Genomic DNA, 13,873 nt, shown 5'->3' with positions numbered 1-13,873 from the left:
GCCGGTACCGGTCAGAGCATCGTCTGGGACTTGGACTCCATGTCGGCGGCGGCCTCCTCCTTCGACTCCCGGGTGAGGGGCTTGCCGCCGGGGGCGGCCGCCGGGCCGCCGAGCGGGTCCGCGCCGCCGGTCGAGCCCTGCGGGCCGGCGCCGCGCAGCTGCTCGTTCGGCATGGCCAGGGTGACCAGCACGGCCACGATGGCGATCAGCCCGGTGGTCAGGAAGACCAGGTGCAGCGACTCCACGAACGAGGCCTGGATGGCGGCCCGCACCGGACCGGGCAGCGCCAGGACGGTCGCCGGGTCGTTGATCGAGACGTTCCCGCCGCCGCTGGCCGCCACGGCCGCCCGCTGGTCCGGCGGGAGCTGGGCGAGCGCCGCCGGCAGCCGGCCGGCCAGCTCGCCGCTCAGCCGGGACGACAGCACCGCGCCGAGGATCGCCACGCCGAACGAGCCGCCCAGCGAGCGGAAGAACGTCGCCGAGGAGGTGCCCGCGCCCAGGTCACGCGGGTCGACCGAGTTCTGCACGCCCAGGATCAGCGACTGCATGCACAGGCCCAGCCCGACGCCGATCACCACCATGAAGCCGAAGGCCACCCAGAGCGAGGTGGCCACCTGGAGCTGCCGGAACAGCAGCATGCCGGCCACCAGCACGGTCGCGCCGGCCACCGGGAACCACTTGTAGCGGCCGATCCGGCTCATGGCCCGCCCGGTGATGATCGAGGTGACGATGATGCCGGCCATCATGGGCAGCATCAGCAGGCCGCTCTTGGTCGGCGAGGCGCCCTTGACGATCTGGAGGTAGAGCGGGATGAAGATGATCGACCCGAACATCACCAGACCGAGCACGAAGCCCGCCGAGTTGGCCAGCGCGAAGGTGGCGCTGCGGAACAGCCGCAGCGGCAGGATCGGCTCGCGTACCCGGGCCTCCTGGAGCACGAACAGCGTGCCGAGCACCGCCCCGGCCACGAACAACCCGATGATCACCCCGGAGCCCCAGGCGTACTCGTTGCCGCCCCAGCTCAGCGCCAGCAGCAGGCAGCTCACGCCGGCCACCAGCAGCCCCGCGCCGATCCAGTCGACGGTGTGCTCCCGGCGCTCGAACGGGACCAGCCGCATGACGTGGTAGCAGACCACGATGGCGAGGACGGCCAGCGGCACGTTGATGTAGAAGATCCACCGCCAGTTGGTCTCCGCGAAGTAGCCGCCGACCAGCGGGCCGGCGACCGAGGAGATGCCGAAGACCGCACCGAACAGACCCTGGTAGCGGCCACGTTCCCGGGGCGGGACCACGTCCGAGATGATCGTGAAGGCCAGCGTCAGGAGGCCGCCCGCGCCGATGCCCTGCACACCCCGGGTGACGATCAGCTGGGTCATGTTCTGCGACAGGCCGGCCAGCAGCGAACCGAGCAGGAACGTGCCGATCGAGAAGAGGAAGACCGGGCGGCGCCCGTAGAGGTCGGCCATCTTGCCGTACAGCGGGGTCGAGGCCGTGGAGGCGAGCAGGTACGCGGTGACCACCCACGAGTAGTGGTTGATGCCGCCCAGCTCGCCGACGATGGTGGGCAGCGCGGTGCCGACGATGGTCTGGTCGAGCGCTGCCAGCAGCATGCCGGTCATCAGGCCGAGCATCAGGAGGCGGATCTGGCGGGCGTGCAGCACGGGACGAGCGGCCTGGGCTGTCATCCCGCTTCCTTTCCCACCGGGGGCGGATCATGCCCCCGGTGGGAGAAGAAGTCAGTGCCTACCCTCGCCGAACTCCTCGACGATCTTGTCGCAGAAGGCGGGCAGGTCGTCCGGCTTGCGGCTGCTCACCAGGCCGTTGTCGGTGACGACCTCCTGGTCGACCCAGTTCGCGCCGGCGTTGGTCAGGTCGGTGCGCAGGCTCGGCCAGGAGGTGATGGTCCGGCCGCGCACCACGTCCGCCTCGACCAGCGTCCACGGCCCGTGGCAGATCACGCCCACCGGCTTGCCCGCCTCGAAGAACGACTTCACGAAGCGCACCGCCTCCGGGTCGGTCCGCAGGAAGTCCGGGTTCGCCACGCCGCCGGGCAGCACCAGCGCGTCGTACGCCCCCGCGTCCGCCTCCTTGGTCGTCACGTCGACCGGGTACTGCTTGCCGTGGTCGAGGTGGTTGAAGGCCTGGATCGAACCGGACTCGATCGAGACCAGCTCGACCTGTGCGCCGGCGTTCTCCACCGCCTCGCGGGGCTTGACGTACTCGACCTCCTCGACGCCGTCGGCGGCCAGGAACGCGATCCGCTTGCCCTGCAGTGTCGCTGCCATGGTGGTTCTCCTCTCCGGGGTCTGTCTGCACCCGTTCCCGGGCGGGACCGGCCGAAACCGGACGCCGGTGGTGGCCCACGCCGCAGGTTTGGCCGGTCCCGCTCGGGGGACCCGAAGGGGCATGGCAGGAGCAGCAGCGGAAGAGCGCCGGCTCGCCACCGTCGTGGCCGGCTGGCAGGGGCGACCCGTGCTGGTCGTCGGCGACGCCATGCTGGACGAGTGGCGGTTCGCCGAGTCGGAGCGGCTCTGCCGGGAGGCGCCCGCGCCCGTCCTCACCCTGCGCCGGCGCATCTCCGCCGCCGGTGGCGCGGCGAACACCGCCGTGAACGTGGCCGCGCTCGGCGGCCGGGCCGCCCTCGTGGCCCCCGTGGGCGCCGACGTGGCCGGTGACGAGCTGCACGACTGCCTCGACCGGGCCGGCGTCTGGGACCGCACGGTCAACCAGCCCGGCCGTCCCACGCCGGTGAAGCGGCGGATGCTCGCCGGCAACCAGATCCTGCTCCGCGAGGACTCCGGTGAGCCGGAGGACGCGCTCGACGACGACGGTGTGGCCCGCCTGCTGACCGCGCTGCACTGCGCCACCGAGGAGCTGCGCGCCGCGGCCGCCGGGCAGCCGCCCACCCTGGTCGTCTGCGACTACGGCCTGGGCGCGCTGCCCTCGGGCGTGCGCGCCTGGCTGGTCGCCAACCGCGACCGGTACGCGACCGTGGCGCTCGACGCGCACGACCTGGCCGACTGGCGCGGACTCAACCCGACCGTGGTGACCCCGAGCTTCGCCGAGGCGACCCGACTGCTGGCCCGGGCGGCCGCGGGCTTCGGCACCGGGCACCGGAGCCCGGCGCGCGGCGCGACGGCCGCCGACCTGCACCTGGACCACCTGGACGACCCGGCCGACGGCCCCTCCGAGCTGGTCGTCGGCGCGGCGCCCGGCGGGGCCGGCGAACGGGAGCCCGGCAGCCCGCACCCGACCTCCGGCGCGCCCGGGACCGGGCCCGCCGGCGCGGCGGCGGACCCGGGCATCGCCGAGCACGGCGGCGGCTTCGCCGGCCCGACCGGCGAGCCGACGCCCGGCGAGGAGCGGGTCGCGCTGACCGGCGACGGGCTGAGCGTCACCGGCACGGGCGTGACCGTCAACGCGGCGGCCGGCGCAGGTGTGGACCGGGCCGTGCTGGCCGAGTCCCGCCTCGACGAGCTGCGCGAGCACACCGGCGCGGACGTGGTGGCGGTGACCCTGGACACCGAGGGCGCGGTGGTCGGCGGCGCCGACGGCGAACCCAGGCGCAGCCACAGCACGCCGGTCCCGGCCAGCCACGCCGTGGGCGCCGGGGACGCGTACCTGGCGGCCATGACCCTGGCGCTGGCCGCGGAGGCGACCCTGCCGACGGCCGCGCAGCTCGCCCAGCTCGCCGCGACCATCACCGTCTCCGACACCGGCACCTGCGTGTGCCGGCGGGAGGACCTGCTCGACGCGCTGGGCAGCGCGCCGGAGGAGGCCGGGCGGCCGACCCAGGTGGGCGCCGACGAGCTGACCGCGATCGTGGCCGAGCACCGCCGGGCGGGCCGGTCGATCGTCTTCACCAACGGCTGCTTCGACGTGCTGCATCCCGGGCACGTCCGCTACCTGACCCAGGCCCGCGCGCTCGGCGACCTGCTGATCGTGGCGGTCAACTCGGACGGCAGCGTACGCCGGCTCAAGGGCCCGGACCGGCCGGTCAACCCGGTCGAGGACCGTACCGCCCTGCTCGCCGCGCTGGAGTGCGTCGACCACGTGGTGGTCTTCGAGGAGGACTCCCCGGCGAAGCTCATCGAGGCGGTCCGCCCGGACGTCTACGTCAAGGGCGGCGACTACCCGCCCGAGATGGTCCCGGAGGCACCGCTGGTGCGCCGGCTGGGCGGCCAGGTACGCACCCTGGGCTACGTGCCGGACCGCTCCACCTCGGCGATCATCGACCGGATCCGGGCGCACCCGGTCGTCCCGCCGGTGGGCGAGGGCAGGCCGGCGTGAACCGACCGCTCGACCTCGGCGTGCCCGAGGAGTTCCGCCGCCCCCGCCGGCTCGACGTGCTGATCCCCACCCGCAACCGCCCCGCCGAACTGGCGGTCACCCTCTCCGGGCTGGCCGCGCAGGAGGGCGTACCGGATTTCGGGGTGGTGGTGAGCGACCAGTCCGACGGCGACCCCGCGTACGCGCACCCGGCCGCGGCCACCATGGTCCGGGCGTTGCGCCACCGGGGCCACCCGGTGCTGCTCACCCGGCGGCTGCCCCGGCGCGGGCTGGCCGAACACCGCGCCTACCTGCTGGACCGGTCGGCGGCCCGGTACGTGCTCTGCCTCGACGACGACGTCTGGCTGGAGCCCGGCACGGTCGCCCGGCTGGTCACCGCCATCCGCGAGCTGGGCTGCGGGTTCGTCGGCAACGCCGTGCACGGCCTCTCGTACGCCGACGACGTGCGCCCCGAGACGCACGGGCACTACGAGGAGTGGCAGGGCCGCCCGGTGCCCGAGCGCATCCGGCCCGGCACCCCGGAGTGGCAGCGGGCGTCCATCCACCCCGCCGCCAACCTGCTGCACGTCACCGAGAAGCTCCGGCTGCCGGCCGGGGCGTGGCGGGCGTACAAGATCTCCTGGATCGGCGGGTGCGTGCTCTACGACCGCGCCAAGCTGGTCGACTCCGGGGGCTTCGAGTTCTGGCGCCGGCTGCACGAGCGGCACCAGGGCGAGGACGTCGCGGCCCAGCTCGCCGTGCTGGAGCGGCACGGCGGCGCCGGCGTGCTGCCCAGCGGCGCCTACCACCTGGAGTCGCCGACCACGGTGACCGAGCGGGACGTGGAGGCGTGGGAGGTCGTGGTCACCGAGCCGGGCGCCCCGCAGCCGGCCTGACGCTCAGCCCGCCAGCAGCTCGCGGGCCGCCTCGACCACCTCGGGGGCCGGCACGTCGGCCACGAACGAGTCGCGGTGCGGGCACTCGCCGCCGCCCGGCCGGTGCGGATAGATGTCGCGGGTGCAGTCGATGCCGCAGACCGGGCAGTGGGTGGTCCACGAGGCGATCGGCCGGTGCCGGACGCGCAGCGGCGTCGCTCCGTTGATCAGGTTGCCGATCCAGTAGATGCCGACCGTCGGTGCGCCCACCGCGGCGGCCAGGTGGAGCGGGCCGGTGTCGTTGGAGACCACCAGCGCGCAGCCCGCGTAGGCGGCGGCCAGCCCGCCCAGGCTCAGCGTGCCGACCTGCGGGCGGACCGGCACCCCGGCCGCGGCGACCACCTCGTCCACCGTCTCCCGCTCCGCGGGCGTGCCGGTCACCAGCACCTCGTACCCGTCGCCGGCCAGCGCCCGGGCCACCTCGCCGAAGCGTTCCGGCGGCCAGCGCCGACGGCTGTCCGTGGCCCCCGGATGCAGCGCCACCCGGGGCCGGGTCGGCTCGCCGAGCACCTCGCGGGCCTCGCCCCGGTCGGCGTCGGTCACCGCGAGCGCCGGGGTGATCGTCACCGCCTCCGCACCGACCAGGGCCACCGCCTCCAGGTAGCGGATCACCTCGTGCTGGTAGTAGACGTACCGGATCCAGCGGTCCAGCGGCGGCGCGTCCTCGGCCCGCAGGCCGGCGGTGACCCGGGCGCCCAGGCCGGCGACGACCGGGTTGGAGTTCGCGCCCCCGCCGTGCAGTTGCAGAGCCAGGTCGAACCCCTCCTTGCGGGCGGCCGCCACGAAGGCCGCCAGCTCGGACGGCTCCTCGTCGGGGCCGGGCTCGCGGATGCCGGGCGCCGGCGGGACCACCAGCACCCGGTCCACCGGGCCGGGGCGGTCGCGCCAGAGCTCCGCGTGCCACGGCGCGCCGAGCAGCACGATCTCGGCCGACGGGTACGCGGCCCGCAGCGCCTCCAGCGCCGGCAGCACGAAGATGAAGTCGCCGAGCGCGTTCGCCCGGAGCACGGCGATCCGCTCGACGTCGGGAACGCGCTCGCCGACCGGACCGAGCACTGACGGGGAGGCCACGCGACCCCTACGGCCGGTCGATCTCGTCGACCGCGGTGTCCGGGTGGTGCAGTTCCCGGTCGGCGGCCGGGTCGGACACGGTCCGCGTACCCCCGGAGGTGGCGTGCGGGCCGATGCGGCCGACGGTGATGGTGCGCGGCGCCGGCCGGGCCGCCCGGGGCAGCCGCACCCGGAGCAGGCCGTGGTCCATCACGGCGTCGATCCCGTCCGGGTCCACCCGGGACGGCAGGTCCACCCGGTACTCGAAGCCGCGGGTGGTGAACCCGCCCGGGATGCCCTGGTCGGCGTTGACCTCGGCCTCCGACCGCGCCCGTACGCACAGCTCCCGGTCGTCCAGCTCCACGGCCACCTCCTCGGGGGCCACGCCGGGCAGCCGGACGACGACCTCCCAGCCGTCGCCGACCTCGGTCAGCTCCACGTCCTGGCTGCCGCCGCGACCACCGACCAGGCGGCTCAGCTCGGCACGCAGGGACTGGAGCTCACCCATCGGGTCCCAGCCCTGCTGGCGTCCCCGCCAGCCCCGACCGCCACCGCTCTGTTCCGTCATCGCACGTCTCCGATCCGCTGGGTCGCCGAGGGGGGTCGCAGCGAGCTCGGGGCGTTCAGGTCGTGCTCCGGGTCGACGCCCACGCCCAGCCGGTCCACCAGCTCGCCGCCGAGCCAGGCGCTCACGCCGAGGATGGCCACGGCGACCACCTCGATGGCGATGAGGGCGCCCCCGGCGGCCCGGGAGTCGGCGTTGAGCCGGACCACCCAGACCGCGGCGAAGAGCAGGATCACCGCGACGTTGGCGGCGGCGTGGGTGAGCCCGACCCGCTTGGCCCGGGTGCCGGTGGGCAGGGCGAGCAGGTCGACGGCACCGGCCGCCGCGGCCAGCAGGCCGCCGATCAGACCGACCGTGATGTTCCAGTAGGCGACCTCGCCGAGGAAGTCCGGCCCGCCCACGGTGTCGATCACGTCGAAGATCACCGCGGTCACGAGGAGGGCCACCGGGAACATCACCAGCATCGGGTGCACGGGATGGCCGAGCACCTTCAGTCGGCTCTCCATCTCGGCCTCCATCGATCGCGTCCGGGCGCGCTGCGGCTCAGTCCGTACCCGCCGGGTCCGGGGGCAAACCTCACCGTCGACGCGCTCTCCTAGGCTGACGATGGCGGAAACCAGCCGATCGCGGGCCGGAATCGCCGTCAAGGTCAACGGACGGGGGAGGCAGACGTGACGACACGGGAGATCACCAGCCCGGAGGAACTGGCGGAACTGCTGGGCGCGCCGACGCCGCGGGCGCGGGACAAGGAACGCACCGTGCTGCACCAGCGGGACCGGGAGTGGCTCGCCGCCTCGCCGTTCTGCCTGGTCGCCACGGCCGGCGCCGACGGCAGCTGCGACGTCTCCCCCAAGGGCGACCCGGCCGGATTCACCGTGGTGCTGGACGAGACCACCATCGCCATCCCCGAGCGACCCGGCAACCGGCGGGCCGACGGCTACCGCAACATCCTGGCCAATCCCCACGTCGGGCTGATCTTCCTGATCCCCGGGCGCACCGACACGCTGCGGATCAACGGCCGGGCCCGGCTGGTGCGCGACGCCCCGTACTTCGGCGACATGGTCGTGCAGGGACACCGGCCGGTGCTGGCCGTCGAGGTGGCCATCGAGCAGATCTTCTACCACTGCGCGAAGGCGTTCTTCCGCTCCGAGCTGTGGAAGCCGGAGACCTGGCGGCCCGACGCCCTGCCGACCCGCGCCCGGCTGGTCAAGGAGGTCGAGGCCCCGACCGAGAACCTCGCCGACCTGGAACGCCACTACGGCCCGGACTACGCCCGCCGCCTCTACGTCTGAGCCTCCTCACTCGACGACCCGGTTAAGGGCGAACTCCCGGGGTACGGATTTCGGTACCGAAGACCGAAACGACGAGGAGTGCTCATGACCACCAAGGTCGAGAAGTCCATCGAAGTCGACGTACCGGTCAGCACCGCGTACAACCAGTGGACGCAGTTCGAGGAGTTCCCGCGGTTCATGGGTGGCGTGCAGGAGGTCCGTCAGCTCGACGACCGGCGCCTGCACTGGGTCGCCGAGATCGCGGGTGTGAAGCGCGAGTGGGACGCCAAGGTCCTGGAGCAGGTGCCCGACCGCAAGATCGCCTGGGCCGCCACGAGCGGCGCCACCAACGCGGGTGCCGTCCACTTCCAGCCGATCGGCACCGACCGTACCCAGGTCCAGCTCTCCCTCGAGTACGAGCCGGAGGGGCTGGTCGAGAAGGCCGGCGACAAGCTGCATCTCGTGGAGAAGCGGGCCGAGGCCGACCTGGCGAAGTTCAAGTCGTACATCGAGGGCCGGGGCGCGGAGACGGGCGCCTGGCGGGGCACCATCGACGAGGGCCGTACCCTCGGCACGCCCGGCGTGGAGCACGCCGCGGCCTCGCGCGGCGACGACGGCAAGGCCGGCGTCTCGGGCAAGGCGGTCGCGGCCGGCGCGGTCGCCGCGGGCGCGGCAGCGGCCGGGGCCGCCGCGGTGGCCAAGCACCGCTCGGACACCGACGAGGAACCCACCCCGGAGACCGAGACCGAGTACGTGGTGACCGACGTCCCCGGGCAGCGCGCCGGCACGTTCCCGCCCGACCCGGCGGATCCGCGCGGCACGCTCTAGACCTTTCACCTCCCTGCCGGAGCGAGCCCGGTGGGCCGGCCCCCGCGCCGCGCCCGCCGGGCTCGCTTCGTGCGGCGCGTATCGTTGCCGCCCGTGACCGACCTCGGACGACGCACACCGGAGATCACCGTCGCCACACCGGCGGACCGCGGGCGGGTGGTCGACTCGCTGGTCGCCGCCTTCGCCGCCGACCCCGTGCTGACCCACCTCTTCCCCGACCCGGCCAGCTACCCCGGGTACGCCGCCGCCTTCTTCGGGCACCTCTTCGACAAGCGCGTCGGGCGCGAGTCGATCTGGACGATCGGCGGGGGCGCCTCGGTGGCGATCTGGGAGCCACCCCACCCGGCGGAGCCCGGTCGGGCCGACCCGCTCACCGCCCACCTGCCCGCCGACGCGCTGGCCCGGGTACGCGCCTACGACGAGGCCGTCCACGCCGCGCTGCCCACCGGCCCGTTCTGGTACCTCGGCGTGCTCGGCACCCACCCCGACAGCGCCGGCCGACGCTGGGGCCGCGCCGTCATGCGGGCCGGGCTGCAACGGGCCACGGCGGACGGGCTACCGGCGGTGCTGGAGACCAGCAACCCCGCCAACGTCGAGATCTACCGCCGGGCCGGCTGGCACGTGGTACGCGAGATTTCCGAACCGCTGCCGACCTGGATCATGCAACAGCCGGCCTGACCGCCCGCTCAGCTCCAGGCCAGCCTGGCGACCTCCCGCCTGAACTGTTCCAGGGTGAAGGTGCTCCCCTCGGCCGGCGTCAGCCGCAGCGAATAGGTGACCTGCCCCGCCGTCCACCACAGGGTCCACGAGGTTCCCGCCGCGCCGGTGACGACGCCGTCGTGCGCGCCGATCGTGACGGCCGCGCCGCCGGCCGGTCGCGTCACCTCGGCCGTGCGCCCCGCGCTCACGGTGAAATGGGAGCCTTCCGGGCCGTTGTAACCCTGGTACCAGTGTTCGTCGGTGGAGGCCCACTGGCCTGGGTGCGGGCTCCACCGCTCGTCCGAGCCCAGGCCCGGCAGGTCACGCTCGAAATAGGTCGGCGGCAGCTCCCCCGAGGCGGCGTCGCGGAGCACCCGGCCCCCGAGGGGTTCCGGCAGCGACAGCACGAGCGGAACGGCCGTGCCGGTGGTGGTGCAGTCGACGGCGGCCAGGACACGGGCCTGCACCGCCACCGTCACCTGGGTGCCGTCCTGCCCGGCGATCGCCACCTGGGGCTGTACGAGTTCCTTGCACTGCGCGCTCGTACCGGCGTACACGGTGACGGACCTGCCGTCGCGGGCGACCATCGCCGACACCCACGGCAGGGCGGAGGGTCCGTCCGTCGGTGCCGGCTTCGCGGGCGCCACCTGTTCGGTGGCGCGTTGCTGCCGGAGGAGGAAGCTGCCGACGAGCGCCAGGCCGATGGCGGCCGCCGCGACGGCGAGGGTGGTCCGCCTGTGGTGCCCTGCCCGGTCAGCCGGCGGCTCGGACAGCCCGTCTTCGATCTCCATCGAGCCCTACCGTCGCCCGACGCGGAGCACGTCAAGCGCCCAGCGCGCCGCGGCCTGCGCGTAGTCCGGGCGGTGCTCGGCGTACGCGGCGGCCGCGCTGCCGAACGACGAGCTGAGAAGCTTCGATTCCTCCACGCCGCCACCCTACCGACGGCGCCACAACCGCTCAGGCCGCGAAAGTCCGACCTGACTCCGTTTGCCACCGCCCGGGCAGGGAAGCCACGACGCGGCCGGAAGCGAGGAGGTGTGATGATCGAGGTCAACCGGACCATCCGCACCCCACCCGACCGGATCTTCGCGGTGCTCTCGGACGGCTGGAGCTACGCCAGCTGGGTTGTCGGTGCCGCCCACGTACGGGCCGTCGACGACGGCTGGCCCGCCGTGGGTACCCGGGTCCATCACCGGGTGGGCCCGTGGCCGCTGCAGATCGAGGACCGGACCGTGGTGCGGGAGATGGAGCCGAATCGTCTGCTCGAGCTCGACGCGTACGCCGGTCCGCTCGGGATCGCTCGTGTCCGGCTGGCCCTGGAGCCGGTCTCGGCCGACACCACCCGGGTACGGATGGGCTGGCGGGCCGCCGCGGGAGCCGCCCGCCTGATCCCGGAGGCCGTACTGGCGCTGATGCTGCGCCCGCGTAACTCGGAAACCCTGCACCGCGTGGAGGACATCGCCATACACCGGCAGGTCCCCGCACCGTAGGCCGAATGCGGTCGCCCCGGCTACCGGCCCGCGGCTGGTCCGCCGGGCCGGGCGAGGAACACCACCCGGTCGTCGGCCAGCTCGTACGCCATCATCGGCGGGTAGCTGTTGTCGCCTGCGGGGCTGTGATCGCCTTCGGCGTATACGAGCACACGCTTGTCGAGGGTCTTGCCGAGTGTCCGAAGGAACCCGCAGAAGACGTCCAGACGTTCCTGCCCCTGTATCTCGAACAGGCTGACATCGCTGTCGATCACATCCGGGCGTGCGGGCCGAACGCTCCACTCCATCCCAGGGTCGGGCCAGACATGCAGGGTCTGCAGCCAACCTTTGTCGACGGTGAACAGGTCGGCTGCTGAGGCGGGCAACGGAAGCCCCCGCTCCCGGAAGTCGTATTCGCACCGCCAACCCTCGGACCGGATCAGCCGGAGCAGGGTCTCCCAGTCGGTCAGAGTCGTGCCAGGCACGATGACGTCGGGCAGGCTGCCGTTCTCGAACGGGTCGAACCACTCTCTGACGTCGTCCCACCGGAGATCGGGCATCCGGTCATTGTCCGGGTCAACGCCGAGATGTCACCCGCTGGGGCTCACGCTTCGACGGCTCGGAGACCTCGCTTTCCAGCAGACCCGCGTTAGGGTCGTCCATGGCTTCGGGTTCTCGCCCCGTCCGAATCTGGTGGTGTGGTCTGATCTCGGTGATCGTGGTCGCCGGGTGCGACTCCACACCCGGCACCCCGTCCGAGCCCTCGCCTGAGGCGTCCGTCTCTGGACAACGGCAGGTAGCTGAGCCTGCGACGCCCAAGCCCCCGGGGTGTCCGCCGACCGCCCAACTGGCCGGGCCCGGGATACCGCAGGATCGGCAGGGCACCGGTGACGGCGCAACGCTGTGGGCGTTGCCGTTTCCAACGGAGCCTCTGCTGGTGGCCGGCAAGGAGCTCAAGGTGGTCTGGCGCATGACCGGCAGTGGCGACCTCACGATCAGCGCCACAGGTCCTGACGGAAAAGTGGTCAAGCCCATCTGGGGTCCCGAGCCGCATGGCGGCAGCAACTGGGAACGGCCGGGCGACGAGTGGGGCACCGGCTGGGTCTTCCCCACCGCCGGTTGCTGGACGATCAACGCGACACGAACCAGCGGGTCGGGATTCCTGGTACTGCGCGTCGCCGAATAGCTGGAATGGTCTCGGATATCCCCACCGGCACCCGTCCCCAGCACAGCCCTCGTGCGACTGACGTCCGTGGCGCCGTGCGGCGAAGAGTTCCCTTGATAATTCTTCTGGCATTGCGTCGGATCCGGGGCGAGTCGTTCGTAGAACAGGCGAGAGGTGGCTGGCGAGGCCGCCGGGACAAGAAGTCACGGGATGACGCGGTACCGACTGACGGAAGGCATGGCGCCATGCGGAAACTGACCTACGGCATGAACCTGACTCTGGACGGCTACATTTCCGCGCCCGGCGACGACATCGGCTGGAGCACGCCGAGCGATGAACTGTTCCAGTGGTGGCTCGATCAGGAGCGGGTGATCAGCCTGTTTCTGTACGGGCGCCGACTGTGGGAGACCATGAGCGCCCACTGGCCGACCGGCGACCAGCAGCCGGGCGCAACCCCGGCGCAGATCGAGTTCGCGCGGAACTGGCGGGACACGCCGAAGGTGGTGTTCTCCTCGACGATCGATAAGGTCGACTGGAACACTCGCCTGGTCACCGGGGACGCGATCGCCGAGATCACCCGGCTCAAGGCCGAGGACGGCGGGCCGATGAGGGTCGGTGGCGCAACGCTCGCCGGGGCGGTCATGCGGGCCGGGCTGATCGACGAGTACGAGATCGTCACCCATCCGGTCCTCGTGGGCGGCGGCACACCGTTCTTCACCTCGCTCGAAAGCTGGGTGAACCTGGACCTGGTGGAGACGCGGACGTTGCCCGGCGGCGTGGTCGTGACCAGGTACGAGACGAGGCGCTGAGCCCGATTCCTTCGCGCGGAATGCGGCGTGGGTGTGCGTGGTCAGCCGGCTGGCGGGCACCATTCATCGGCCATGCCGAGGATGCGAGCGGTCACCGTGTCCGGATCCACGAGTTGATGCAGGTGAAGCCCTGGAACGTGGTCGAAGTCCCAGCCGCGTTCCCGCGCGTCCTGCGCGGCTTGTTCGTACGGCGGACCGAACAGCAGATACCCACATGCCGCGTTGTCCCAGCCGTCCGGAACGGGAACCTTCTCCTCGTAGTAGCTCAACGGCAGGCGCGGCTGCTCGGCCGAGACGACACGCCGGGTCTGCGGATCCGGAAACATCGGCGCGACATCGGACTCGTCCCACCACGCCGTCCATTGCGGCAGCCTGCCACCGGTCGCTTTGGGCCGCAGAAAATCCAGCAGCTCAGGCGGTGCCACCGCCGTCGGCCCGCTGCGAGCGGGCAACGCCGCGTCGACGAACAGACAGCCGGCCACCGGACGCCGGGCTGCCTCGACGATGACCGGGACAAAGAGACCGGCGTTGCTGTGCGCGACCAGGACGACCGGGATGTCCAGCGGCAACTGGCCGGTGGATCTGGCGACGGTCTCTGCGACGGACGGCCAGAACGGCGGTCCTGCATCCGCCACGCCGAGCAGCGAAGGCACCACCGTGACCGCACCCGAGGCCTTCAGCCTCGTCGCCACAGGCTCCCACGTCAGCGGACCCACCGATGGGCTGTGCACAAGAACAATTGCGGCATTCACCGGTTCACCGTGCCTGACGTCACCTGCCGGCCGCCATCCCATCCGTCACGCCGACGGCGAA

General features: G+C 72.8%; 16 protein-coding genes and 1 pseudogene. 8 read left to right on the top strand and 9 right to left on the bottom strand.

The window, feature by feature from the left end:
- Positions 1-11 precede the first annotated feature (11 nt).
- Both GCE86_RS27905 and GCE86_RS27900 read right to left on the bottom strand, forming a co-directional pair.
- A complete protein-coding gene (locus tag GCE86_RS27905; protein ID WP_154229658.1) occupies positions 12-1,685 on the bottom strand; it encodes an MDR family MFS transporter in 1,674 nt (557 codons plus the stop codon).
- Positions 1,686-1,736: 51 nt separating this feature from the next.
- Positions 1,737-2,285: a type 1 glutamine amidotransferase domain-containing protein gene (locus tag GCE86_RS27900; protein ID WP_154229657.1), complete on the bottom strand. Its 549-nt coding sequence runs from the start codon at positions 2,283-2,285 to the stop codon at positions 1,737-1,739.
- A gap of 121 nt (positions 2,286-2,406) precedes the next feature.
- Between GCE86_RS27900 and rfaE2 the strand changes: the two genes are divergently transcribed.
- Positions 2,407-4,290: a D-glycero-beta-D-manno-heptose 1-phosphate adenylyltransferase gene (rfaE2, locus tag GCE86_RS27895; RefSeq protein WP_154229656.1), complete on the top strand. Its 1,884-nt coding sequence runs from the start codon at positions 2,407-2,409 to the stop codon at positions 4,288-4,290.
- Complete coding sequence (locus GCE86_RS27890) at positions 4,287-5,165, top strand: glycosyltransferase family 2 protein (protein WP_154229655.1); 879 nt, start codon at positions 4,287-4,289, stop codon at positions 5,163-5,165. The genes rfaE2 and GCE86_RS27890 overlap by 4 nt, the downstream gene beginning before the upstream one ends.
- Positions 5,166-5,168: 3 nt before the next feature.
- On the opposite strand, the gene GCE86_RS27885 is transcribed toward GCE86_RS27890, so the two are convergent.
- From GCE86_RS27885 to GCE86_RS27875, 3 genes are read right to left on the bottom strand one after another with little or no spacing between them, the layout of a single operon-like run.
- A complete protein-coding gene (locus tag GCE86_RS27885; RefSeq protein ID WP_154229654.1) occupies positions 5,169-6,275 on the bottom strand; it encodes a glycosyltransferase family 9 protein in 1,107 nt (368 codons plus the stop codon).
- 7 nt (positions 6,276-6,282) lie between these two features.
- The gene (locus GCE86_RS27880; RefSeq protein WP_154229653.1) at positions 6,283-6,822 is read right to left on the bottom strand and encodes an Hsp20/alpha crystallin family protein; all 540 of its coding nucleotides are present in this window, start codon (positions 6,820-6,822) and stop codon (positions 6,283-6,285) included.
- The gene (locus tag GCE86_RS27875; protein ID WP_091261490.1) at positions 6,819-7,325 is read right to left on the bottom strand and encodes a DUF2231 domain-containing protein; all 507 of its coding nucleotides are present in this window, start codon (positions 7,323-7,325) and stop codon (positions 6,819-6,821) included. Before GCE86_RS27875 ends, GCE86_RS27880 begins: the two co-directional genes overlap by 4 nt.
- 165 nt (positions 7,326-7,490) lie before the next feature.
- Here GCE86_RS27875 and GCE86_RS27870 point away from each other — a divergent pair, with 165 nt between their 5' ends.
- The 3 genes and pseudogenes from GCE86_RS27870 (at position 7,491) to GCE86_RS27860 (ending at position 9,596) form a co-directional block, all read left to right on the top strand.
- Complete coding sequence (locus GCE86_RS27870; protein ID WP_154229652.1) at positions 7,491-8,111, top strand: pyridoxamine 5'-phosphate oxidase family protein; 621 nt, start codon at positions 7,491-7,493, stop codon at positions 8,109-8,111.
- Between the two features lie 84 nt (positions 8,112-8,195).
- A pseudogene (locus tag GCE86_RS32240) lies at positions 8,196-8,645 on the top strand (SRPBCC family protein); the annotation flags it as partial.
- A gap of 366 nt (positions 8,646-9,011) precedes the next feature.
- Entirely contained in the window at positions 9,012-9,596 is a 585-nt protein-coding gene (locus tag GCE86_RS27860) for a GNAT family N-acetyltransferase (RefSeq protein ID WP_154229650.1), read from the top strand.
- A gap of 8 nt (positions 9,597-9,604) precedes the next feature.
- On the opposite strand, the gene GCE86_RS27855 is transcribed toward GCE86_RS27860, so the two are convergent.
- Entirely contained in the window at positions 9,605-10,408 is an 804-nt protein-coding gene (locus GCE86_RS27855) for a hypothetical protein (RefSeq protein WP_154229649.1), read from the bottom strand.
- A 6-nt stretch (positions 10,409-10,414) separates the two neighbouring features.
- Positions 10,415-10,543 carry a hypothetical protein gene (locus tag GCE86_RS32435; protein ID WP_275587088.1) on the bottom strand — a complete coding sequence of 43 codons (129 nt, stop codon included), beginning with the start codon at positions 10,541-10,543 and terminating at the stop codon, positions 10,415-10,417.
- 114 nt (positions 10,544-10,657) lie between these two features.
- Here GCE86_RS32435 and GCE86_RS27845 point away from each other — a divergent pair, with 114 nt between their 5' ends.
- Positions 10,658-11,107 (top strand): SRPBCC family protein, encoded by a 450-nt coding sequence (locus GCE86_RS27845; protein ID WP_154229648.1) that lies wholly within the window; start codon positions 10,658-10,660, stop codon positions 11,105-11,107.
- 20 nt (positions 11,108-11,127) lie between these two features.
- Here GCE86_RS27845 and GCE86_RS27840 read toward each other — a convergent pair whose 3' ends face one another.
- A complete protein-coding gene (locus GCE86_RS27840; RefSeq protein ID WP_154229647.1) occupies positions 11,128-11,646 on the bottom strand; it encodes a hypothetical protein in 519 nt (172 codons plus the stop codon).
- A 377-nt stretch (positions 11,647-12,023) separates the two neighbouring features.
- Between GCE86_RS27840 and GCE86_RS27835 the strand changes: the two genes are divergently transcribed.
- Complete coding sequence (locus tag GCE86_RS27835; RefSeq protein ID WP_154229646.1) at positions 12,024-12,272, top strand: hypothetical protein; 249 nt, start codon at positions 12,024-12,026, stop codon at positions 12,270-12,272.
- 224 nt (positions 12,273-12,496) lie between these two features.
- Positions 12,497-13,060, top strand: coding sequence for a dihydrofolate reductase family protein (locus GCE86_RS27830; RefSeq protein ID WP_154229645.1), 564 nt, complete (start codon positions 12,497-12,499; stop codon positions 13,058-13,060).
- 41 nt (positions 13,061-13,101) lie between these two features.
- Here GCE86_RS27830 and GCE86_RS27825 read toward each other — a convergent pair whose 3' ends face one another.
- Positions 13,102-13,752 carry an alpha/beta hydrolase gene (locus GCE86_RS27825; protein WP_244317094.1) on the bottom strand — a complete coding sequence of 217 codons (651 nt, stop codon included), beginning with the start codon at positions 13,750-13,752 and terminating at the stop codon, positions 13,102-13,104.
- Between the last annotated feature and the right edge of the window lie 121 nt (positions 13,753-13,873).

Origin of the sequence: Micromonospora terminaliae, from assembly GCF_009671205.1 — a bacterium.
Taxonomy (GTDB): Bacteria; Actinomycetota; Actinomycetes; order Mycobacteriales; family Micromonosporaceae; genus Micromonospora; species Micromonospora terminaliae.
This window is presented reverse-complemented; position numbering and strand designations above follow the sequence as displayed.